This window comes from Rhizobium sp. Root149 (genome assembly GCF_001427345.1).
GTDB classification, from domain to species: domain Bacteria; phylum Pseudomonadota; class Alphaproteobacteria; order Rhizobiales; family Rhizobiaceae; genus Neorhizobium; species Neorhizobium rhizoryzae.
Genome location: NZ_LMGD01000008.1, coordinates 1 through 21,962 on the forward strand (window position 1 = coordinate 1; position 21,962 = coordinate 21,962).

At 58.0% G+C, this 21,962-nt stretch carries 20 protein-coding genes and 5 pseudogenes; 11 read left to right on the plus strand and 14 right to left on the minus strand.

The genetic code is table 11. The features are described from left to right. The 4 genes and pseudogenes from ASD54_RS06340 to ASD54_RS27500 all read right to left on the minus strand — a co-directional run. The coding region (locus tag ASD54_RS06340; RefSeq protein WP_156379103.1) for an SDR family NAD(P)-dependent oxidoreductase at window positions 1–193 on the minus strand (193 nt) is incomplete at its 3' end. Window positions 194–268: 75 nt separating this feature from the next. After that, entirely contained in the window at window positions 269–493 is a 225-nt protein-coding gene (locus tag ASD54_RS27225; protein ID WP_244484699.1) for a hypothetical protein, read from the minus strand. Window positions 494–496: 3 nt separating this feature from the next. Next, a complete protein-coding gene (locus ASD54_RS27230; protein ID WP_244484700.1) occupies window positions 497–799 on the minus strand; it encodes a hypothetical protein in 303 nt (100 codons plus the stop codon). Window positions 800–863: 64 nt separating this feature from the next. Further along, window positions 864–1,025 (minus strand): annotated as a pseudogene (locus ASD54_RS27500) (MarR family transcriptional regulator); the annotation flags it as partial. 764 nt (window positions 1,026–1,789) lie between these two features. Here ASD54_RS27500 and ASD54_RS06350 point away from each other — a divergent pair. From ASD54_RS06350 to ASD54_RS27240, 4 genes and pseudogenes are all read left to right on the plus strand, one after another. Then, complete coding sequence (locus ASD54_RS06350) at window positions 1,790–3,298, plus strand: ATPase domain-containing protein (RefSeq protein ID WP_062553785.1); 1,509 nt, start codon at window positions 1,790–1,792, stop codon at window positions 3,296–3,298. Next, window positions 3,282–5,327 (plus strand): hybrid sensor histidine kinase/response regulator, encoded by a 2,046-nt coding sequence (locus ASD54_RS06355; protein WP_062553786.1) that lies wholly within the window; start codon window positions 3,282–3,284, stop codon window positions 5,325–5,327. Before ASD54_RS06350 ends, ASD54_RS06355 begins: the two co-directional genes overlap by 17 nt. A gap of 788 nt (window positions 5,328–6,115) precedes the next feature. Continuing rightward, complete coding sequence (locus ASD54_RS06360; protein WP_244484696.1) at window positions 6,116–9,082, plus strand: DEAD/DEAH box helicase; 2,967 nt, start codon at window positions 6,116–6,118, stop codon at window positions 9,080–9,082. An 8-nt stretch (window positions 9,083–9,090) separates the two neighbouring features. Next, window positions 9,091–9,348, plus strand: a pseudogene (locus tag ASD54_RS27240) (hypothetical protein); the annotation flags it as partial. A gap of 57 nt (window positions 9,349–9,405) precedes the next feature. Here the strand turns inward: ASD54_RS27240 and ASD54_RS26040 are convergent. The 3 genes and pseudogenes from ASD54_RS26040 to ASD54_RS26045 form a co-directional block, all read right to left on the minus strand. Then, window positions 9,406–9,732, minus strand: a complete 327-nt coding sequence (locus ASD54_RS26040) for a hypothetical protein (protein ID WP_082547110.1) — start codon at window positions 9,730–9,732, stop codon at window positions 9,406–9,408. Continuing rightward, complete coding sequence (locus ASD54_RS06370; protein ID WP_200958455.1) at window positions 9,729–10,493, minus strand: exonuclease domain-containing protein; 765 nt, start codon at window positions 10,491–10,493, stop codon at window positions 9,729–9,731. Before ASD54_RS06370 ends, ASD54_RS26040 begins: the two co-directional genes overlap by 4 nt. Before the next feature lie 21 nt (window positions 10,494–10,514). Beyond that, window positions 10,515–11,160: pseudogene (locus ASD54_RS26045) on the minus strand (hypothetical protein). A gap of 152 nt (window positions 11,161–11,312) precedes the next feature. Between ASD54_RS26045 and ASD54_RS06380 the strand changes: the two are divergent. Both ASD54_RS06380 and ligD read left to right on the plus strand, forming a co-directional pair. Further along, a complete protein-coding gene (locus ASD54_RS06380; protein ID WP_062553790.1) occupies window positions 11,313–11,621 on the plus strand; it encodes a hypothetical protein in 309 nt (102 codons plus the stop codon). Window positions 11,622–11,679: 58 nt separating this feature from the next. Continuing rightward, entirely contained in the window at window positions 11,680–14,343 is a 2,664-nt protein-coding gene (ligD, locus tag ASD54_RS06385) for a DNA ligase D (protein WP_062553791.1), read from the plus strand. A gap of 7 nt (window positions 14,344–14,350) precedes the next feature. On the opposite strand, the gene ASD54_RS06390 is transcribed toward ligD, so the two are convergent. Beyond that, window positions 14,351–14,725 carry a GFA family protein gene (locus ASD54_RS06390; RefSeq protein ID WP_062553818.1) on the minus strand — a complete coding sequence of 125 codons (375 nt, stop codon included), beginning with the start codon at window positions 14,723–14,725 and terminating at the stop codon, window positions 14,351–14,353. An 11-nt stretch (window positions 14,726–14,736) separates the two neighbouring features. Beyond that, window positions 14,737–15,693, minus strand: coding sequence for an SDR family oxidoreductase (locus tag ASD54_RS06395; protein ID WP_062553792.1), 957 nt, complete (start codon window positions 15,691–15,693; stop codon window positions 14,737–14,739). A gap of 176 nt (window positions 15,694–15,869) precedes the next feature. Between ASD54_RS06395 and ASD54_RS06400 the strand changes: the two are divergent. Then, window positions 15,870–16,043: pseudogene (locus ASD54_RS06400) on the plus strand (DUF2934 domain-containing protein); the annotation flags it as partial. A 104-nt stretch (window positions 16,044–16,147) separates the two neighbouring features. Here ASD54_RS06400 and ASD54_RS06405 read toward each other — a convergent pair. The 4 genes from ASD54_RS06405 to ASD54_RS06420 all read right to left on the minus strand — a co-directional run bounded on the left by ASD54_RS06405 (window position 16,148) and on the right by ASD54_RS06420 (window position 19,002). Continuing rightward, entirely contained in the window at window positions 16,148–16,666 is a 519-nt protein-coding gene (locus ASD54_RS06405) for a hypothetical protein (protein WP_062553794.1), read from the minus strand. 6 nt (window positions 16,667–16,672) lie between these two features. After that, entirely contained in the window at window positions 16,673–17,074 is a 402-nt protein-coding gene (locus ASD54_RS06410) for a DUF2177 family protein (RefSeq protein WP_062553795.1), read from the minus strand. 193 nt (window positions 17,075–17,267) lie between these two features. Further along, window positions 17,268–18,083: a Ku protein gene (locus ASD54_RS06415; protein WP_062553796.1), complete on the minus strand. Its 816-nt coding sequence runs from the start codon at window positions 18,081–18,083 to the stop codon at window positions 17,268–17,270. 13 nt (window positions 18,084–18,096) lie between these two features. Beyond that, the gene (locus ASD54_RS06420; RefSeq protein ID WP_062553797.1) at window positions 18,097–19,002 is read right to left on the minus strand and encodes a Ku protein; all 906 of its coding nucleotides are present in this window, start codon (window positions 19,000–19,002) and stop codon (window positions 18,097–18,099) included. A 200-nt stretch (window positions 19,003–19,202) separates the two neighbouring features. On the opposite strand from ASD54_RS06420, the gene ASD54_RS06425 reads away from it, so the two are divergent. The 4 genes and pseudogenes from ASD54_RS06425 to ASD54_RS06440 form a co-directional block, all read left to right on the plus strand. Then, the gene (locus tag ASD54_RS06425) at window positions 19,203–19,382 is read left to right on the plus strand and encodes a hypothetical protein (RefSeq protein ID WP_062553798.1); all 180 of its coding nucleotides are present in this window, start codon (window positions 19,203–19,205) and stop codon (window positions 19,380–19,382) included. Next, window positions 19,379–20,179 (plus strand): exodeoxyribonuclease III, encoded by an 801-nt coding sequence (gene xth / locus ASD54_RS06430; protein ID WP_062553799.1) that lies wholly within the window; start codon window positions 19,379–19,381, stop codon window positions 20,177–20,179. Before ASD54_RS06425 ends, xth begins: the two co-directional genes overlap by 4 nt. Further along, entirely contained in the window at window positions 20,170–20,391 is a 222-nt protein-coding gene (locus ASD54_RS06435; RefSeq protein WP_062553800.1) for a hypothetical protein, read from the plus strand. Before xth ends, ASD54_RS06435 begins: the two co-directional genes overlap by 10 nt. A 216-nt stretch (window positions 20,392–20,607) precedes the next feature. Beyond that, window positions 20,608–20,988, plus strand: a pseudogene (locus ASD54_RS06440) (LysR substrate-binding domain-containing protein); the annotation flags it as partial. Between the two features lie 12 nt (window positions 20,989–21,000). Here ASD54_RS06440 and ASD54_RS06445 read toward each other — a convergent pair. Beyond that, on the minus strand, window positions 21,001–21,903 hold the full coding sequence (locus ASD54_RS06445; RefSeq protein ID WP_062553819.1) for an AraC family transcriptional regulator: 903 nt from the start codon (window positions 21,901–21,903) through the stop codon (window positions 21,001–21,003). Window positions 21,904–21,962 lie beyond the last annotated feature (59 nt).

Below are 21,962 nucleotides of genomic sequence, written 5' to 3' on the forward strand. Positions count from 1 at the left end.
TCGCAATCGCACGCCCTCCCTGGTCGATGATGCGATCGACCAGCTCTTGTGCGGCTTCGGCGTGAGAATGATAGTTGACCGCGACCGCGCAACCAGCCGCCGCCAAGGCTTCGGCAATGGCCAAGCCAATTCCTGAGCTCGCGCCTGTGACAATTGCACTATGATGGGCAAGACGAGACGCTTTATAAGCCATGAAACAGTCTCCGATTAAACTGGGTGTATGGTGGTTGGTGGAACCATCAAAAGGGCGCTTGACGCTTGACGTGTCTTAGTTGTTGGGGACGAACTCGTCCCGATGGTCCCGAACAAAGTCTTTAAAGCTCCTTGGTGCCACGCCGGTCAGCCGCATGATCTCGAAAGTGGGATCGATGTCGTGGTGGCCGGCGACAACATTCGAGAACTGCGCAACCAGGCCATCGGCCATCCAGCGGGAGTTGCCGGTCAGACGAAGAATGAGTTTGAAGAGCGGGCTTGGCAGATCGAGATACCGCACCTTTCATTTCGTCACATTCGAAAGGCGTGACGCAGCCTCCTTCATGTCCAAGGTCTCCGGACCGGTCAGGAAATAGGTCGCTTCGTTGTGACCTTCTTCGGTCAGAACCTTGGCCGCAACGCGTGCAACGTCGCATGTGTCCACCCACGAAACCGATCCCTTGCCGGCGATTTGCGGCAGGAGACCCTTTGCAATCGGATCTTTGAACCAGAAGAAGTTCTGCATGAACGCGGTGGGTTTCAAAATGGTCCAGCCGATCCCGGCATCGCGCAAGTGATGGTCGATGAGCGCGTGCGATTTTGCCAAGGGTATCCGCCAGGACATCAACGATGCGCTGGACCGCCTGTCGGGTCAGGCCCATATTCCGGGCGATCGATGCGGCTGGCAGCGGGACTGGTGAATAACGCAGTGCCCCGAGCACCTGCCACCAGGCGCTGGTTAGACCCAGATGCGCCACCAGTTCGTTTCCGGCGCTGATCAGCCTGCCGTTTGCTGCGAAAATGGTGAGAGCCAACGCTCGGACCTGGTTCACGGCAACATGCTGTCAATGAACCTTTAGGCGGAAGGTTCCGGTTCTTTGGTCCAGAAGTCTCATCCATCGAGGTAACGAGGGGGCTCTTTGGAAGAAGCACGTACTATGGGCATCGCCGGCACCCGATGCGGTAGGCGCTGACGTCGTGGCGCTCCCAGTGCTACCGCCTGCTTGGGGGAGTAACCAAAATGGCCGCGTTCACTGATGCATATCTCCCTCATGTTAATGGATGACGATGTCGTCCTGCATGAAGGATCGTTCGGTATGGTCGCACCAATCCTGCCATTTTCCGATGACGAACGATGCTCGAGACGGTCAACGAGCTTTGGGTCGAGATCGGGTGGCTCTTTTCTTTCACATATGGGTTCGACTGGAGCTTGATCTTGGAGGCACGTGTCAGAGATCCAGGCAAGCGGTGTACGACATGTGTGGAACGGCCTACCCCTTTAAGCGCCCACTGACGCAGTGGCGGTACCCACATGTAAAACGGAATGCTTCCGCCGGTGTCGATCGGCGAGAGCTGTGCAAGGACCCTTCAGGCCTTCATGTCAGCAGCAAACGAGCCAATTCAGGGTACGAGGAAAACGAGTCGAACCACCAGAACGGAGCGGTTATTTGGTGATTCCCAGCTTAAGACATGGCTATTTGTTATTCGAACAAGCTGTCGTGTTCCGCATTGTGTTTCAACGGGAACAAATTTCGCGTTCGTGCGTAATCTTGAGAACAAATTTTGCCTGAACTTACAGCGCAAAAGTGGAGGATCCATGGCGGACCAACTGACCGCAAAAGCAAAGACGGGTGTCAGGGGGCTCGACGATATTCTGGCAGGGGGGCTGTCCCGTCGACACGTCTTTCTGTTGGAAGGCGCGCCTGGGTCAGGGAAGACGACCATCGCCTTGCAGTTCCTGCTAGAAGGAGCCAAAGTTGGCGAGCGTTGCCTTTACATCACCTTGTCGGAAACGACTGAAGAGTTGGTCGACAGTGCAACCTCGCATGGCTGGAATTTACGCGGTCTCGCCGAAATCTTTGAACTTGTGCCGCCCGAAAGCCTCTTGAATGCAGATCAACAGCAGAGTCTGCTTTACTCATCTGATCTGGAATTAGGCGAAACTACAAAGTTAATTTTCGAAGCGTTCGAACGCATCAAGCCGCAGCGGGTGGTCATTGATAGCCTGTCCGAAATCAGGCTTTTGGCTCAAAGCTCATTGCGTTACCGTCGCCAGATACTCGCACTGAAGCATTTTTTTGCTAAATCCGACGCAACCGTTCTACTGCTGGACGACATGACATCCGACACGCTCGACAAGACCGTTCATAGCGTCGTCCATGGAGTCGTACATCTTGAGCAACTCGCACCCGACTATGGTGCTGAGCGCCGCCGTGTGCGGATCCTTAAATATCGGGGACAGGCCTATCGTGGTGGGTATCACGACTTTATCATCAAGACAGGCGGCGTGGCGGTATTCCCGCGATTGCGGGCCATAGAACATAAGACAGGCTTTGAGCGGAGTCTGCTCGCAACCGGGATCGCCGAGTTGGATCGTCTGCTGGGCGGAGGACTGACACGTGGGTCAAGTACGCTCTTAATCGGCCCTGCCGGAACAGGAAAAAGCTTGGTTGCGCTGCAGTTTGTCAGTGCAGCAGTGTCGCGCGGCGAGAAGGCAGCGATATTCGTGTTCGACGAAGAACTGGGTCTTTTGTTCGCGCGGACAAAAGATATGGGGTTGGATCTTGAGAAGCTGCGCGACTTGGGACTCATCCATATCGAGCAACTCGATGCTGCGGAGTTGTCACCTGGAGAATTTGCCCAGCGCGTACGCGATAGAGTGGCCGACTTCGAAGCGAGGACAGTGATTATCGACAGCATAAACGGGTATCAGGCAGCCATGCCCGAGGAAAACGGGCTGATCTTGCATATGCACGAGCTTCTTCAGTTCTTGAACAGGCAAGGTGTCAATACTTTTATTACGGTTGCGCAACACGGTCTTGTCGGCGATATGAAATCTCCGGTGGATGTCACCTATTTGGCCGATTCTGTGATACTTTTGCGATACTTCGAAGCTGATGGACGCGTGCGCAGGGCGATTTCGGTCATAAAAAAGCGAACTGGTAACCACGAAGATACTATTCGCGAGTACAAGATTGGCAGTGGCGGGTTAACACTTGGCGAGCCACTTTCTGGCTTCCAAGGTATCTTGCGTGGCGTACCTCTTTTTGTCGGAGAGACCAACCTCCCATTGAAGACCTCTGTTGAGGATGATAGCCATTCCTGAGCACGCCGCATTAACTCTCGTTCATACTCCTATCGGACGCGATGCCGAGATTGCATCAGCACTGCTGAAAGAGGCTGGCATATCTGCAAGGATTGCCGACAGCTTACAAGATCTTGTCGGGTCTCTTGGTGACAATGTTGCTTTTGTTGTCATTACGGAAGAAGCGATGCGTGGTGCGGATTTACGCCTTTTCTCTGCTTGGATTGAACAGCAGCCGAGCTGGTCGGACCTGCCGTTTATCGTCTTGACTGCCCGCGGCGGAGGACCCGAGCGAAATCCCGGCGCGGCACTCCTGTCTGAGATCCTTGGAAATGTCAGTTTTGTGGAAAGACCGTTTCATGCAACGACGTTCATCAGCGTTACTCGTTCAGCTCTACGAGGTAGGCGCAGGCAATGGGAAGCTCGCAGTCGCATCGAGGCGCTCGATGAAAAGGAGCGTCGCCTTCAGACAGCGCTTGAAGCGGGCCGCTTGGGAGCGTGGGAGCTTGATCTAGCGACAAATGTCTTGACCACGTCTTCTACTTGCCGTGGAATTTTCGGCAGGGCGGAGGACGAGGATTTTTCCTACGAAGACCTCTTGCAAGCGATTCACCCCGATGACCTCGATGAAATGAAAGAGGCGGTGCGCACCACGATTGAGACTGGAGCGGACTACTCCATAGCTTATCGTACGATTTGGCCGGACGCCTCCATTCATGGAGCGGAAATTCGGGCTCAGCTTCATCGTGATAGGGCCGGACGGCCAATAAAGCTGGTGGGTGTTTCCGCTGACGTCACCCAACGGCTGCAAGCAGAACAAGAACAACGGCACCAGAATGAGTTGTTGGAAGAACGAGTATCTGAGCGGACCCGCGAGCTCAAAAAAGCCCATGATCTTGTCCTAGCGGAAGTAAGCCAGCGTGAGCGGGCGGAAGAGCAGCTTCGACAAGCCCAAAAGATGGAGGCGATCGGGCAGCTGACAGGCGGGGTCGCGCATGATTTCAATAATCTTTTGATGGCAGTGCTCGCAAATCTAGAGCTACTTCGAAAGCACGTTGCAGGCGATGAGAGAGCCAGCAGGCTCGTCGAAGGGGCAATGCAGGGGGCTCGACGCGGCGCCTCGCTAACGCAAAGATTGCTTGCCTTCGCTCGAAGGCAAGATCTCCAAGTCGGACCGGTGAATCTCAGCGGACTTGTAACAACGATGGAAGAGTTGCTCCAGCGCTCCGTTGGATCAAGAATTGCGATCCAGGTAGAGGTGGCAGACGGCTTGCCCCAGGTGTCAGCGGATGCAAACCAACTGGAACTCGCTCTCTTGAATCTCGCAGTGAATGCCAGGGATGCAATGCCCGACGGCGGAGCAATCCATATCACTCTGAGAGAAGCTGAAGTCGCTACAGATTCGGCGTCGATGGTATCTGGAAGTTACGTTGTCTTATCGGTCCGAGACGAGGGTATCGGCATGGATGAGGGAACGTTGCAAAAAGCGATCGAGCCATTCTTCTCGACGAAGGAGCTGGGTAAGGGTACTGGCCTGGGGCTCTCCATGGTCCACGGATTAGCGTTGCAACTCGGAGGTCAGTTGGCGCTTGCAAGCACTCCTGGGAAGGGGACAACCGCTGAAATCTGGATTCCCGTTTCGGCAAATAGCGTCGTTGCACAGCCACTTGCCGAGACCGTTCCGGACAAGCCAAGTGAGACGGGACCAAAGAGAATTTTGCTCGTTGATGATGACGTCCTCATCGCGATGAGTTCAGCGGACATGTTGAGCGATTTAGGACACGAGGTTGTCGAAGTCTATTCCGGGAAAGACGCATTAGCTTTGATAGACACGGGTGAGTGTTTCGACCTCGTGATCACCGACTATTCGATGCCGGGTATGACGGGTGCCGAACTAGCCAAGGCGCTCCACGAGCGTCTGCCGTACTTGCCGATCATCCTCGCGTCTGGCTACGCAGATCTCCCACCGGGGGTAGAGATGCAGGCGGCGCGGCTTTCCAAGCCCTATACGCAGGAGCAATTGGCGCACACTCTTTCGAAGATCTTCTAGTTAACCGTATGCGATCCCAAACAGAATGGCCGGTCATCTAAAGCTCGGCAGCCCTCAATTGCTCGTTTCACAACGGCCGAGCGTCCAATTCCGGGTGTGACCCCCAATCGATTTCACTATGGAGCGACACCAATCCTCCTGGGCAGCCCACGGTCGAATGAGGTAAGACCGACTTAGCTAAACAACTTGTTGAGGGCATAAGACCGAAACAGGACAAACTATTCAATCAACAATGTCGCAAATTATCCGAAATGTAGACACTCCCTGCCAAGACGTAGCGGATCCGCCGTGCGCCGTTCGCGCAGGACCGCAAGTAAATCGGCTACAAGCAGAAATGTGATTCAACCACTGACTGCGCTGACAAGGGAACACATGGGGGCGATTGTCGTTTCTGAATGCCGGCAGTTGCCGGCGGTAATCGGCGGCTTGATGTGCGTAAAATGAACGACGATGGTGCGGGCGCTGCAACGCCCCTTTCTCCAGACCTCCCCGTGCAAAAATTGGAGTATTCTCCCGGTTTGCTGGCGTCCCGGTTGGCAGCGGCTTTGAAAGAGGCGCGACACCCAACATGTTATGTGGCGCTCAGCGATAGGGTGGCTGACGAAATCGCAACTGCAGTCAAAGCTCTTTTCCCAGATATCCCGCTCCTTGTCCTGCCGCCATGGGATTGTCTACCCTATGACCGAGTGCCACCCTCGCCACATTGCATGGGCCGTCGCATGGATGCGTTGCGCATCTGGAGAGAACCTGGCGGCCCACCTAAACTCTTGGTCACCTCTGTGGAAGCGATGCTGCAACGGGTGCCGCCGGCGGCAGTTATCGAGGGCAGCAAGTTCGATCTGGTCGCGGGCCAGCGGTTCGACAGAGCAAGTTTTTCGCAATTCGTTCGACGCGCCGGTTACGTCGAGGAAGGTGTGGCAGACGATCCCGGTGAGGTGGTGGTGCGGGATGGAGTGATAGACATCTACCCTGCAGGAGCTCCAGGCCCGATGCGAATTGTCTTGTCGGACAAGGATGAGGTCGAGGAACTGCGGGGCTTCGACCGGATATCCCAGCTCACGGAAAGCTCTCTGGATCGGGTAATTCTGGGGCCTGCCACAGAAGCCATCTTAACAAATGCCGATCTCAATGGAGCAGTTCCGACATCAGGGACGATGGAACATGTTCTGGGTCGCCTCTATGAAAAAATGCCCAGCGTTGTCGAGGTCTTGGGTGATGCGATCATACATCTGGCTCCTGGCGCTGAAACACGCGTTGAGCGGTATTTCAGCATTATCGAAGATGCACGGCAAGCTCGCGGGCATTCCGGTAAAACTGACAACGGCTCCGCGCGGTCGCTCTACTTGAGCCGTGCGGAATGGGATCGATATGCTCAGGGCATGGCGGTACATAGTCTCAATCTTGAACCGGAGGACAGTCAACCCGCAGAAAGCTTCGCCTCCGGTGCTGGTAAATCCGTGGGGAGGCTGGTTCAGGAATGTGCGAAGCAAGGGCAAACCATCGTCCTTACCGGGACAGGCAAGAGCGTAGAAGCACTATCTCGGCGTCTCGCAAAAGCAACTTGCGCGACCTTGCAGCATGTCGACACGTGGCAGGCCGCGATATCGGCGGAACCCGGCAGTCTCTTGAAGCTCCCATGCACGCTAGAACAGGGCTTTGTTGACAGGAGGAACAATATTGTTGTGATCGCGGCCCCGCAAAACAGTGTAACGAACAACGCGCGTCTATTCCTGGCGGAGCCGGAGCTGCAGATCGGTGATGTCGTGGTTCACGAAGAGCATGGTGTCGGCGTCCTGAAAGACGTGCAGAGCCTCTACATAAACGGCGTCGCCCGCGACGCAGCCCGCCTTGACTATCGCGACAGCGGATCGCTTCTCGTGCCGATGGAGGATTTCGGCAAATTATGGCGCTATGGATCCGAGGCGCAGACCGTAACGCTTGATCGGCTGCACACGCAGGCCTGGGGAAAAAAGCGCGAAAAAATCGCCCAGGATATTGCATCTACGGCTCGACATTTGAGCAAGATCGCCAAGGAAAGAGAGGCATCGCGATCCGAAACATTCTCGCCGCCGCGTACTTCATACACAGCGTTTACGCGACGATTTCCCTATGCGGAAACGTCAGACCAGAGCGAGGCCATCAATTCCGTGCTCTCGGATCTTTCGTCCGGCCGCCCGATGAACCGTCTGATCTGCGGAGATGTCGGGTTCGGCAAAACGGAGGTTGCCTTGCGAGCGGCTGCGGCGGTTGCCCTTGCCGGGGGGCAGGTTGTTGTTATCGCGCCGACCACCGTTCTGGCCCGTCAACACTTTGCGACTTTCGAACAGCGTTTTGCAGGTTCAGGCATTTCAGTTGGGATGCTGTCGAGGCTCGTCAAAGCTGGCGAGGCAAAGCAAGTGAAGGCAGAGCTTGCCGAAGGCAGCCTTCGCATCGTCGTTGCGACGCAGGCGGTACTGGCCAAAGATGTGCGTTTTGCTCGCCTCGCGCTTCTGATCGTCGATGAAGAACACCGCTTCGGACTGCGACAAAAGCGGGCGATGGCCGCGCTCGCACCCTCTTTGCATGTACTTGCCATGTCGGCGACACCCATCCCCCGGACACTGCAATCGGCGATGGTCGGGATCCAGGAGGTAAGCTTGCTAATGACACCGCCGCGAAGGCGGATGCCTGTCCGCACCACGCTTTTGGCCTTCGACAGCGCGTCCGTCCGTATCGCACTGATGCGCGAGTTCAGGCGTGGCGGGCAGAGCTTTGTCGTCGTGCCGCGCATCGAGGACATCACCGCGGTCGAGGCGCGACTGCGCCAGATCGTTCCGGAGCTTGCGATCCGAGTTGCGCATGGAAAGATGCCTGTAGCTGCCCTGGATGAAGCGGTCGTGTCTTTCGCGGCAGGCGAGGGCGATATACTACTGGCCACCAACATCATCGAAAACGGCCTCGACGTTCCCCGGGCGAACACAATGTTCGTCTGGCGTGCAGACCTGTTTGGACTAGCGCAGCTCCATCAATTGCGCGGGCGAGTCGGGCGCTCTGGCACGCAAGGCGCGGCAACCTTCCTGACAGACGAGAACACGAAATTGTCTGAGGAAGCGCGCCTGCGGCTATCGACGCTCGTCGAAAACGATCGGCTTGGCTCAGGCCTGTCAATCAGCATGCGTGATTTTGATCTGCGCGGCGGAGGGGACCTCGCTGGCGAGGATCAGGCCGGGCACATCAAGGCTATTGGCATTGGTCTCTATCAGAAGCTGCTGGCGGATGCAGTCGTAAAGCATCGCACGCCGATGAAGGACGCGGAGGAGCAGACATTTCTCAACTTCGGAGTTTCAGGAGGCATACCAGCAAACTATGTGTCCGATCCGGCGGTGCGTCTTCATCTATATGCCAAGTTGAGCCGAGCCTCTTCACCGAAAGCGCTGGCGGATTTAGAAGAGGAATTCGAAGATCGTTTCGGCGAGCCGCCGCAGGAAGTAAAACTACTCTTCAGAAGAACCCGCTTAAAGCTCGCCGCGTCACGACTCGGCATCGCCAAATTTGAGGCCGGACCAAAAGCATTGGCCATTACGATCAAGGAAAAGGCGTCTCTCCGCGTTTGGGCGAGCTTCGCAAAAGCAGAAAATGCCATTTTGGAGAAGAACCGCCTGCTGTTCGAGGCCAGTCGAGCAGCTGATAACGAGCCGCTTTACTTCTTTGAAACAATGGTCGCGAGCGCGCAGAAAAGGTGCAAACCAGGTATTAGAAAACGTACCCGAAACTAAGTAAGACTGAACTGGAACGGCGACAGGCGCTGTGGAACATCAAGGCGCTCCGTGACGAACTCATGGAACTCTGGGCAGCAGCCGCTGAGCGCGAGGCCGGAGTGATTGCCGAGATGCAGGAACCCGAGGTGGCGCTGAAGTCGATGATCGAGAGCAGGGATGTGGTCGAGGACTATTCGCATACCGGCCTGACCCTAAGGGAGCATCCGGCCGCTTTCCTCCGCCGCGATCTTGAGCCAAAGTATATCGTGCCCTGTGCCGAAGCTGGGCGAAAAAGAAGGCAGCTCCGGAGGCGCCTTTGCTGCCTTGACGACAACCTGTTCCTAGAGACCTGCAAACCAGTCGGCATAGGGCGTGTTCTTGGCCATGTGCCTGTTGTAGTCAGGTGCGCCGTCGTTCCACCAGGGGGCGCCGCGCTCGCCGAGCGCGACCTTCGCCTGATCGACCAGATGCCGGGCCGTTTTAATGGCCTCCGGGTCTCCCTTTGCCTCGCGCACGGCACGTCTTGCTGACATCAGGTCCTTGACCAGCCTTTCTCTAGTAGCGCCGTCCAGTGCCGGATTGCTCTTGCGCCAGAGCCTGCCGCGCACCACGAAATACCGCCCATCCGGCGTGTCGGGGTAGGACGGGCTATGAGGTCGTTTCGTCACAGGAGTGTTCCCTGGGCAGGTTCGAGCGGCGCGATTTCCTGGCGTTCTCCACGCCGTGCCAATTCCGTCTGAGCACTGAACCGGACGTCCACATCGCGATCACGCGCGAAGTTCTCAAGCGCTTGATCAGAGATCCGATCCCAGGTTTTGCCGCGGTCCGGGCCGGCGGGCACGCGCGGCAGTAGACCCGGTTCGCGGCTCCAGGCCAGGAGTTGGTCCAGGGACGTCGCATTCAACAGGTCGCGGAGATGATGCGCGGTTACATAGGCGTCTGGCATGGCGCGGTGGGCCGGCAGCCCGATCTCATGCACGAGACCCTCCGGCATGCGCTGGTAACGCAGCATCTGGTTGGAAAAGCGCGGCAGTTCGGGCCAGACTCGCAAAGCCGATTTCCAGGTGCAGATCCATGGCGTGCCGCCGGTGAAGCGCGTCGTGCAGTAGCGCTGTTCGAAGCCCGCACGGTGCGCCGCAAGCGCATCCAGCCGCCCCGGAGGCCGCAGTACGCTTGCGGCGATCTCCTTCCAGAACGGCGCATCGGCCACGTGGCTGTCCAGGATATGATGAACGGCGATCGTATCCGGTGTCATTGGCCGTCCGGGATTGACAAGCAGTGCGCCTCGCTCCTCGGTCACATGCCACAGGCCGTCATCACCCAGAACGACGTCCTGCCAGCCGATCTCGCAGACATCGTTCGGGCCATTGCCGCCGGTCTCGAGATCGATAACGCGGACTCTGGGGAGACAATTGTTTGAAATCGTGATCGATCCTCTTGTTGAACCCGATCATAAAGCCAGGTCGAGCTGGGGTTGTTCCTCCGCATGTTCTCCTTGATCGTTGGTGAGTGAGGAGAGCGTAACGTTAAAGAGACGGACCGGGCGCTTGAAGGGATAGACCGTGGCAAGGAGCGCCGATGCCGCCTCCATGATCCCGGCAACACCCGCGACAGGAGACGTCTCCGTCTTGCTTCGTGTTGCCTGCGTGAAGTCCGAATATTTGATCTTCACGATCACCGTCCTGCCGCTGATCGAGTTCGCCTGACAATGCGACCAGACTTTCTCCGCCAGAGGTTTGAGCTCGGTGGTGACCAGGGCAAGATCATCGTCAACGAACGTATCTTGCGCGACAACTGATTTCGACCAAAATCTCGCGGATCTGCTGCGAGACGGCGCGATAGACCGCAAACCGTGGTTTCACGAAAATCAGCTCCGGGCACTTCCGAGCCGCCGTCACCGACGGTTTGGCTGATCGGACACCAAACTCGCGGGCCTCGTAGCTAGCCGCAGCAACCACGCCACGAGCCGCCGCTCCGCCGACGGCGAGAGGCTTACGGCGCAGTTCCGGATTGTCGCGCTGTTCCACCGACGCGTAGAAAGCATCCATGTCGACATGGATGATCTTGCGAGGGGATGGTGCAGGCATGTCGTTCATGCGGGTCGTTCAGCGCAAATGAATACAAAGAGGGAACATAACATGCGTCGGGTACGAATCCAACCCGACCAGATTGAGTTTTCCATCGGGACCGAAACAACCCGCCCGGAGCGACGTTTGGTACACAATCACCAAAACGCAGGGAGAAACTCATGTCTGACGATAGCACCACGACCATCCGCGCTACCTTCAAGACCCGCGAGGCCGCAGACCTTGCGATTGAACATCTTGTGCAGCAGCATGGAATTTCCCGGCCCGATATCTTCGTGCAGTCGGTCGCGTCTGAAAACTCTACGGGATCCGCACCTTCAGGCGGAGACGTCCGGCGCGATGGCGACGTGCGAACCGATGCCCCGCTCGGGGGAGAGATCGAAGTGTCGGCCGACATTGCGTCCCAGAAGATCGCCGCCGTGCAACGCAGTTTCGGCAATCTGGATGCGATCCGGGTTTCCGGACGGTGAGCAATCAGGAGCCGGTCGAACCGGATCCGTTCGGATTGTATTGCGGAGTTGCGAAATCATGGCTGACAGTCTTTCGACATATCGATCAAAGCGGGATTTCAAGAAGACAAAGGAGCCGAGCGGCGAGGTGGGCATCAAGCCATCCAATCGCCTGCGCTTCGTGGTACAGAAACACGACGCGACCCGCCTACATTACGATCTGCGCCTTGAACTCGACGGCGTATTCAAATCCTGGGCCGTAACCCGGGGGCCGTCGCTCGATCCGAGCGACAAGCGCCTAGCCGTCGAGGTCGAGGATCATCCGCTCGATTACGGCGATTTCGAAGGCACGATCCCAAAAGGTGAATATGGCGGTGGTACCGTCATGCTCTGGGACCGTGGCTACTGGGAGCCGGAAGGCACCAGATCGCCGGAAGAAGCCCTGAAGAAGGGCGACTTCAAGTTCGTACTGCACGGCAAACGCCTGCAAGGAAGCTTCGTCCTTGTGCGGATGCGGCATGATCGAGACGGCGGCAAGCGAACCAACTGGCTGCTGATCAAGCATCACGACGAACATTCGGTCGAGGCAGACGGGGCAGCAATCCTGGAAGACAATAACACCTCCGTTGCATCCGGTCGCACGATGGAGGCGATAGCGTCCGGCAAGGGCAGGAAGCCGACGCCGTTCATGCTGCAGGGTGATGCGGCTGAAGCGGATGCCGTCTGGGATAGCAGTCGTGGTCTTGCCGCTGACGAGCGCAACGCGGCGGCAAAGACGGGCACAACCAAAGCGAAAAAACGCGGGGCCACGAAGCGTGCAAGCTCTGCGATGCCCGACTTCATTGCACCGCAGCTATGTGAAACCCTCACTCGCCCACCGGCAGGGAAAGGCTGGATCCACGAAATCAAGTTCGACGGTTACCGGATCCAGATGCGCGTCGAGAATGGTGACGTGACGCTGAAGACCCGCAAGGGCCTCGACTGGACCGCGAAATGGCCCGCAATCGCTGCCGCCGCTTCTTCTCTTCCCGACTGCACCATTGATGGCGAGATCTGCGCTCTCGATGAGAACGGCGCACCTGACTTTGCTGCCCTTCAAGCCGCGCTCTCAGAAGGAAAGACGGATGAGCTGGTCTATTTCGCTTTCGATCTTCTCTTTGTCGGCGGTGACGATCTGCGCGATCATCCGCTGACGGACCGGAAGGAGAGGCTGGCATCCTTCCTATCAGACGCAGGCGACGATCCGCTCCTTCGTTTTGTCGAGCATTTCGAGACCGGGGGCGATGCGGTGTTGAAGTCGGCTTGCCGCCTGTCGCTGGAAGGTATCGTATCCAAGCAGGCGGACGCCCCATATCAGTCTGGGCGTACGGAAACATGGGCAAAATCCAAGTGCCGTGCTGGCCATGAAGTTGTCATCGGCGCTTACGCTACAACCAACGGCAAATTCCGTTCGCTGCTGGTGGGCGTCAATCGCGGCAATCATTTTGTCTATGTCGGCCGGGTCGGCACGGGGTACGGCGCAAAGGTCGTCGAGACACTTCTACCGAAGCTGCAAGCACTTGAAACCGCGAAGTCACCGTTCACGGGCATCGGGGCTCCCAAAAAGTCGTCCGACGTCGTCTGGCTGATCCCCGAGCTCGTCGCCGAGATCGAATTTGCCGGCTGGACCGCGGACGGACAGGTCCGGCAGGCATCGTTCAAGGGCTTGCGGGAGGACAAGCCGGCCGATGAGGTCGAGGCAGAAACACCGGCATCTCCGGTCGAACAGGAGGTGCCAGACCCCGAAACTGACAAGCCGGCGCAGAAGCAATTTCGCAGGGGTGCAAAAGCGGAGGTAATGAGCGTGATGATTTCCAGCCCTGACAAGCCGCTGTGGCCGGACGCCGGCGACGGGAAGCCCGTCACAAAGGTCGATCTGGCTCGCTATCACGAAGCTGTCGGGTCCTGGCTGATCGAGCATATCAAGGGTCGACCGTGCTCGATCATCCGCACGCCAGATGGCATTGGAGGCGAGCAGTTTTTCCAGCGCCATGCCATGCCGGGAACGTCCAATCTCCTGGAGCTGGTCACCGTCTTCGGCGACAAGAAACCCTACCTGCAGATCGACCGGGTCGAAGGGCTGGCGGCGATTGCCCAGATCGGCGGCGTCGAGTTACATCCCTGGAACTGCGAGCCCAACCAGCCGGAAGTTCCTGGACGCCTGGTCTTCGATCTGGATCCGGGTCCGGGCGTCGAATTCTCCAGCGTCGTTGAGGCCGCACGCGAGATACGCGATCGTCTGGAAGAGCTCGGCCTGGTCAGCTTCTGCAAGACGACGGGTGGCAAGGGTCTGCATGTGGTCACGCCCCTCTTGGTGCCGAAAGGCAAGAAACTCAGCTGGGACGAGGCAAAAGGCTTTGCCCATGACGTCTGCCGGGAAATGGCTCGGGACAATCCGGATCTCTACCTGATTAAGATGGCCAAGAACCAGCGCGAGGGTCGCATCTTCCTGGATTACCTGCGCAACGATCGGATGGCGACAGCGGTTGCGCCTCTGTCGCCACGCGCACGGCCGGGCGCGACGGTCTCGATGCCGCTCAACTGGACGCAGGTGAAAGCCGACCTCGACCCTAAGCGCTTTACGGTCAGGACAGTGCCGGATCTCTTGAAGAAAAGCACGGCGTGGCAGGACTACTGTGACGGCCAGCGACCACTCGAGCCCGCCATCAAGCGGCTCGCGAAATCCCGGAAGGTCGCGGCCTGACCCGATTTCACGTCCGATCCTCGTCGAACTGTTCAGCACCGTCTATCGCCGCGAGCCAGGGTTCGCGGCGCTTCACCCACAGCTCGTAGACCGGGACCAGATCCGTTGGCGCCTCGCTCAGGCTCCCCAGTTTGATCTCGGCCTCCGTCTCATCATATGCGAACAGACGTGAGCCGCAGGAAGGACAGAACCGGCGGCCTTCAAACACGGTCGTCTCACCCGCACTGGTGAACTGGGCTGCAGGCCAGATGCCGAAATAGGTAAAAGCCGAACCGCTCTCGACGCGGCAGTCGGTGCAGTGGCAGATGCCAATGCGTGTCGGCTCGCCTTTCACCGCAAATGAGACCCGACCGCATCGGCATGAACCCTGTCGTTCGCTCATGGGTGCCATCCTCAATACCCTCCGACGATCGGCAGTATCTCGCCGGTGATATAGCTTGAGCATTGCGGTGAGGCGAGGAAGACATAGGCCGGCGCAATTTCTTCCGGCTGGGCCGGGCGCTTCATTGGCGTGCCGGAGCCGAACTGGGCGACCTTGTCGGGCTCCTTGTCGCTTGGGTTGAGCGGTGACCATACGGGCCCTGGGGCGACGCAGTTGACGCGGATTCCTTTTGGGATGAGCTGCGATGCAAGTGACCTGGTGAAGGCGTGGATGCCGCCCTTGGTCATAGAGTAATCGAGCAGCGTCTTTTCGCCGTCAAAACCGGTGACGGATCCCGTATTGATGATCGCCGAGCCGTTCTTGAGATGCGGAACCGCGGCGCGAGCCATGTGGAAATAGCCGTACAGATTGGTCTTTAACGTCTCGTCGAAATGATCCTCGGTCAGGTCGACGATGTCGTAGGTGTGGACCTGGAAGGCAGAATTGTTCACCAGGACATCGAGCTTTCCGAATTCGGATACGGTCCTTTCGACGGCGTCGCGGCAAAAAGCGGATTCCTTCACGTCGCCCTTGATCACCAGGCAGCGGCGACCTTCCTTCTCGACGGCGGCTGCCGTCTCCTCGGCGTCGCCATCCTCGTCAAGGTGAACGATCGCGATATCGGCGCCTTCCCGGGCAAACAGCACCGCCACGGATCGCCCGATACCGCTGTCGCCTCCGGTGATGAGCGCTACCTTGTCCTTCAGCTTCGCTGAGCCGATATAGAACGGCGCGTCATACATTGTGGCCGGCACGAGGGCGGCTTCGTCACCCGGCTTGTCCTGATGCTGCTCTGGAAATGGCGGCTCAGGATATCGACGAGCGCCAGCCTGCATTGCGCGCGGCTCGGAAGAGACCTCCTGCTGATCGGCCTCAGCGACCTGTTCCTGGATTTCACGTTGCTTGGCTGCGGTAAATGCTGCGGTCATCGTCCTGTCTCCATACTTATGTTTCAACCAAACGATCGGGATGAGAAATCGTTCGCAAGGCGGTAGACGGCCCTCAAGCTCCACTCAAATGGTTGCGATGAAAAATAGGAACTTGTGGCGGGCTTGCGCGCTTATCGCAAGTGAATGCAATCGCTTCAGGATTGAGAGGTTGGAGAATGGCCAGGGATCAATATGAGCGCATCCAGCTGAGAGCCTATGAAATCTGGGAAAACGAGGGGCGCCCGGAAGGCGCTGCCGCCCGTCACTGGGACCAGGCACTGGATGAAATCGCCGGCGATGACGAACATGAAACACTTCAGGACTTGATCGACGAAGATGACCGGGAGGACGAGGAGCGTGAAGAACGCGCTGCAACGGAGCCAAACGACCCCGGGCGCCCCTGAGTCGCGACTGACATCCCTGCCGTGCGACGAAGACCATTCACTCCGGCCAACTACATGGCGTCGGCAGAGACTTTGGTCTTTGTCTTGGAATTGAGGATTTCGGCCAGGCTCACTGGCTTCAAACCCTGCGCGTCGACCCCGACATCGAACTGGCGCGGTGCGGGTTTTAGTCGACCATGCGAGTGGCCGTGGAGATTGATCGATCCTTTGCCCATCTGGTTCCACGTCCGGAATGCGTAGTGGCACAGGATCAGGTGATGGCCACCCTCGCGGAATTCGGCATAGTGCTGGACGCTGGCCCACCCCTTAGATGCCGTCGTCGTCTCCGGATCATTATTCCCGACGATGAGGTGTTTCCTCCCATTCAGTTTCCCAAGCAAAGTCGCACAGTCTCCGCCTTTCACCGACATGAAGTCGCCAAGATGCCAGACATCGTCATCCTGTCTGACGACGGCATTCCAGTTGTCGATGACTGCAGCGTCATGTGCTGCCATGTGTGAAAATGGACGACGGTCGATCCGCAGGACGCGAGGATCCCCGAAATGCGTGTCTGCGGTGAAGAAGATCACGGCCGGCTAACCGAACTGACGCACAGCAGCATGGCCGCATGCGCTCGTGGCGGCGGTCAGGGCCGTGCCCCAGGCCAGATCAACGATCGTCAGCGCGACAGGCCATCCTTTCAGGGTCGACAGGTTCGTCATGTCGTAGGTCCCATAGGCAGCCAGACCTAAAATGGCTCCATAGCCAATACTGGTCCATATTGAGCCGGCCTCAATGCCGGGACGGACCGCGAGGATCACAATGGCGACCGCGAAGAACAGGTAGAATAGCGCAGCGACCACAAAATTCGGTGAGGGCAGCATCATGTCCCCGAGTTGTTCGCGATAAAAATTCTTGGCAACGACACCAAGCCAGATTGCATCGATGAGCAGAAATGAAATCAGCGTTCCGGCGTAGGCGATACCAAGGGTCTTCATCCGTTTCATCCTTGTCTGATGAGCTCTGCCCGGATGAACACGGTTGCCGCCACCTTGTTCCGGGGCGGCAACCGTGAAGGATGCAACGAAAGCCGCTTCGTCGGCGCATGCTGTTAGCCATGCGGACGTTATGAGCCGTCCGTGATGGCAATCTGGCAGTTATTGAAAAAAGGACGCCTGCCTCGTCGATCTCTCAAACAGCCTTCCGCTTCTTCAGTTCGGCAGAAACAGATTTGCGCAGTGCATCCATGATGTTCACCACGTTGGATTTCGGTCCGACCTCTTGCGCTTTTCTGCTCTTTGTAGCCTTCTTCGGCTTGAGCGCCTTCTTCTTCTCCTCAATAAGCTTCAGGAGGCTCTCCTGGATCGGATCACTGACCATGTCGGGTGACCAGCGCTTTGTCTTCTGCTTGATCAGTTCCTGGACGAGAGGAATGAGATCAGGATCGACCTCGTCGTCGATATCTTCGAAATAGTTTTCTTCCGGCCGCACTTCGTCGCCGAAACGCAGGGACCAGAGTACGATTCCGTCGTCCCGGGGTTCGAGAACCACCGCCTTCTCGCGACGACCGATGACGAGCTTCGAAATCCCGACGACCTTGTCCGCCTTCATCGCGTCGCGGATCACGGCGAAGGCTTCATTTCCAACCGCATCGTCGGGCATCAGGTAGTGCGGCTTTTCCAGGTAGACCCACTCGATGCTGTCGGCGGGCGCAAACTTCGCAATGTCGATAGTCTTCACCGTATCGAGGGCGACGTTATCGAGGTCGTCTTCGGTCAGGATGACATAGTCGTTCTCACTGCGAGCATATCCCTTTGCCTCGTTTTCATCCTTCACCGGCTTGCCCGTGATGGAGTCGATGTACTGGGAAACGACACGGTTGCCGGTATCCTTGTTGAGGGTGTGGAACCGAACCTTCTCCGATTCCGATGTCGCGGGGGTCATGTTCACGGGGCAGGTGACGAGGGAGAGCCTGAGGTATCCCTTCCAGTACGGACGCAAAGCCATGGCAACCTCCCCCTCAAGCCGACTTGCGCTGCGAGGCCGCCTTAGAAGCGGCGGACTTCGCCGCAGCTCCGCGCGAGGCGCTCTTACGGCCTACGCCTTTGTTGGCATTGGCCGCAGTGCGTTTCGGTATTTCGTCGGTCGCCTTCATCATGCCAGCGCTCTCCCGTAGGGCGGCAAGCAGGTCGTTCGGCTTGGAAACCTCGACTTTTTTGCGCTTTGGTATCGACTTGCCCTCGATCTTGGCCTTGACGAGTTCTTCCAGCGCGGCCTCGTATCGATCATCAAAGCTGGCGGGATCGAAGTCACCCTTCTTGGTCGAAATGATGTGCTTCGCCAGATCGAGCATCTCACCCTCGATCTTGATCTTCGGCATCTTCTCGAATGCCTTTTTCGACGAGCGGACCTCGTAGTCGTAATTGAGGGTGGTGGCGATCAGGCCCTTTCCGTGCGGGCGGATCAAGACCGTTCGCATCCGCCGGAACAGCACCGTCCTGGCGATTGCCGCGACCTTCGACTTGCGCATCCCGTCGCGCAGTGCCGCGAAGGCTTCGGATCCGAGTTTGTCAGGGGTCAGGTAGTAGGGCTTGTCGAAGTAGACATCATCGACATCAGAGCACGGGATGAACGCCTCGATCTCAAGCGTCTTGTTGCTTTCGGGGATTGTCGCGGCGACCTCGTCAGGGTCGATGACGATGTACTGGCCGTTTTCAATCTCGAAGCCCTTGGTCTGCATCTCCTTTTTGACGAGCTCTCCGGTCTCGCTGTCGATGAAGACGCGGTTGACCCTGTTTCCGGTCGCCTTGTTGATGGTGTTGAAGGTGATGCGGTCCGATGTCGAAGCCGCGGTATAGAGTGCGACCCCGGCCGAGACCTCGCCAAACTTTATGAACCCTTTCCACTGGGCGCGCTGACCTGCCATCGAACTCTCCATACGAAACGCAACTTTGGCGATTCAACCGAATCAGTGAGCGAATCGTTCCGGCCCGAAAAGCGACTCTTTTTCAATGACTTGATTCAGTTCTTCGATGCAACCTGGGGAGCAGGATCAAGCTGCTAGAATCGATGCATCTTTTCGTAGCCTCGCGAGTTATTGACGTATCGCAACTGCAGGAGAGTCCCATGAGCAAGCGTGAGCTCATCGATACCGGTACCGACAAACGCTACGTCCGCCGAGACGAAGAGGGCAAGTTCAAGGAGTCCGTCGATGTCGGCCGTTCCCTGTCCGCCGACAAGCGTCATGACGCGAAGCACGATGCCAAGCCGGGTGAGGGCGACAAGGGCGATCACAAGCGCAAGTGAAGATCGCGACCTATTACGTCAATGGCGTAAACGGTCGCCTCGATCTTCTGCTTCGGTGGCTGCACGAGGCGGAGCCGGATGCGGTCATCCTCCAGGAGCTGAAGGCACCCGACGCCAACTTCCCTGCGAAGGCCATTGCCGCCGCTGGTTATGGCGCTGTCTGGCATGGCCAGAAATCCTGGAACGGAGTTGCCATCCTCGCGCGCGGGCAGAAGCCGCACCTGACGCGCAAGGGCCTGCCGGGAGAGCCGGAGGATGAGCAGAGCCGGTATGTCGAGGCCATCGTCGATGGGGTGGTGATCGGTGGCCTCTATCTGCCAAACGGCAACCCCTATCCTGGCCCAAAGTTCGACTACAAGCTGCGCTGGTTTCAGCGCCTGCAAGCCTATGCCGCCGAATTGCTGGAGCTTGAAGTGCCGGTCGTGCTGGTCGGTGACTACAATGTCATGCCGACCGAGCTCGACGTCTACAAGCCCGAGCGTTGGACGAACGATGCACTGTTTCGCGTCGAAGTGCGTGAAGCGTTTCGCGATCTGGTCGGCCAGGGCTGGACGGATGCGTTGCGCGAACTTCATCCCGGTGAGCGCATCTACACGTTCTGGGATTATATCCGAAACGCCTACGCGCGCGACGCCGGACTAAGGCTAGATCACTTTTTGCTCAGCCCCGACCTCGCTGCACGCTTGAGAAAAGCAGAAGTCGACAAACACGTGCGCGGCTGGGAGCACACCAGCGATCATGCGCCCGTCTGGATCGAGCTATCCGAAAAACCGAGCAAAAAGAGGAAATTGAAATGATTGACTGGCGCCAAGAGTTTCAAAGCGGTCTTGCGAACCTGGTTGATCGGGCGGTTGTCTCCGGCGCGCGACAGGCTGATGTTTTTCAGGCCGCGATCGAGCAGATCGAGCGCCTCCAGGATGCCAATGATCGTGATCCGGACCCAGCGGATGACGCATTGGAAGGCGAAATAGAGGAACCGGCAAATGACTGGCCGGCCGCAGGTTCTTAAGGGCTTGGACGGACTTCACACCCGCGAGTGCATTCGTCCAATAGGCTCCTTGAAAATCGCTAGTCGAGCAGGCTCTTTCGTTCGAGGCGTCAAACTTCCTCACATCCCCCCGCATGCGTCCCTGCCACCGCGCAACGAACGTCTTGGTGTCCTCCGCATCGAGATGTGCACTCAGTGCTGCCTGGTCGGTCCAGCGTTCCGCGTTCAGCAGCCTTTCCACGACCCGCCGACGGTCAGTCGGTTCCGGGCGTCGTCCGGGGAGGGGGAGATACAGAGACCTGGAATGTCATCAACTCCGAAGGTTCTGCCAAGATCACGATCGATCCCGTCCTCGTCCTGTCGTCCCTCATCATGGTGCGGGATGCGGTGAGGGCAGGCGTCGGGGCCGCACGCCTGCCGATTTCGCTTGTGAGCCACGATATCGCTGATGGGACATTGCAGCACTGGGGCGACATCGAGGGATCCGAAATCGCGCTCTGCGCGCTTTACCCGTCGCGGCGTCTCCTGAGCGCGCGGGTCTCTGCCTTCCTCGACTTCCTCAAGCAGGCTTTTCCAAAGGGAACGCCCGAAGAGCTGGCCGCCTATATAGGCGAGTAAGGATCGGACGCTTTAAGCCGCAGCAGCAACTGCGCGCGAATAGGCGCCAGGCGGCATTCCTACATGCCGATTGAAGGCGACGCTGAAGGCGCTTGTCGATCCGTAGCCGACGCGCTCCGCGATTTCGGCCAATGCGATATCCTCCCGAAGGAACTCTTTCGCCAGCGCCATGCGCCATCCGGTCGCATACTCCATCGGCGCAACCCCTACTTCCTTGCGAAAACGATCGAAGAAAGTCGAACGAGACATGGCAGCCTCCTGGGCAAGCGTCTCCACCGTCATGCTGCGACCCGGATCTGCGTGGATGCGTCGCAGGATCGGCGCCAGCAGCGGATCGGCCATGCCTCGCAGGAGGCCCGGCGGCGCCTTGGCATTGGCTGCTGATCGTAGCGCATCGATGAACAACACTTCAAGCAGCCGATGAAGCACCATCTCACGCGCGACCCGGTCAGCTCGCGTCTCCTCGTTTATCATCTGGACCAGGGCCATCAGTCGCCCTTCACCATGGATATGGATGACCTCCGGCAGCAGCGATACGAGAAGGGCCTTGTCATCCGAGCCGAATGCACAGTGCCCGACCAGTGCCTTGATCTCTGCCGGTGCTTCCGGATCGCCCAGCCGAAAGACGCCGGGGCTGGTCTCCAGACGTTGGGCAAGTGCGCCGCGTGGCGGCGGCTCCATGCTGCTCATCGTGAAGGAGAAGATCTTCGGGACCAGGACGAAGTCGCCAGCGTTCAAAACCATAGGGTCACGACCGGCGATCGTCATCAGGCAACGGCCCTCGACCACGGCGCAGTAGAAAGGGCTGCCAAGCTCCGTCCGCTCGACCAGCCACTGGCCACCGCCCGTGACGAGCTTCGAGATCGACGGGCTTGGCTTGAGTAGCGAAACAACTTCGGCGACGGGGTCGGTCATCATTCGGACTTTCGCTAAACACAATCGGACATATGCATATAGCAAGTCCGGGTGATTAA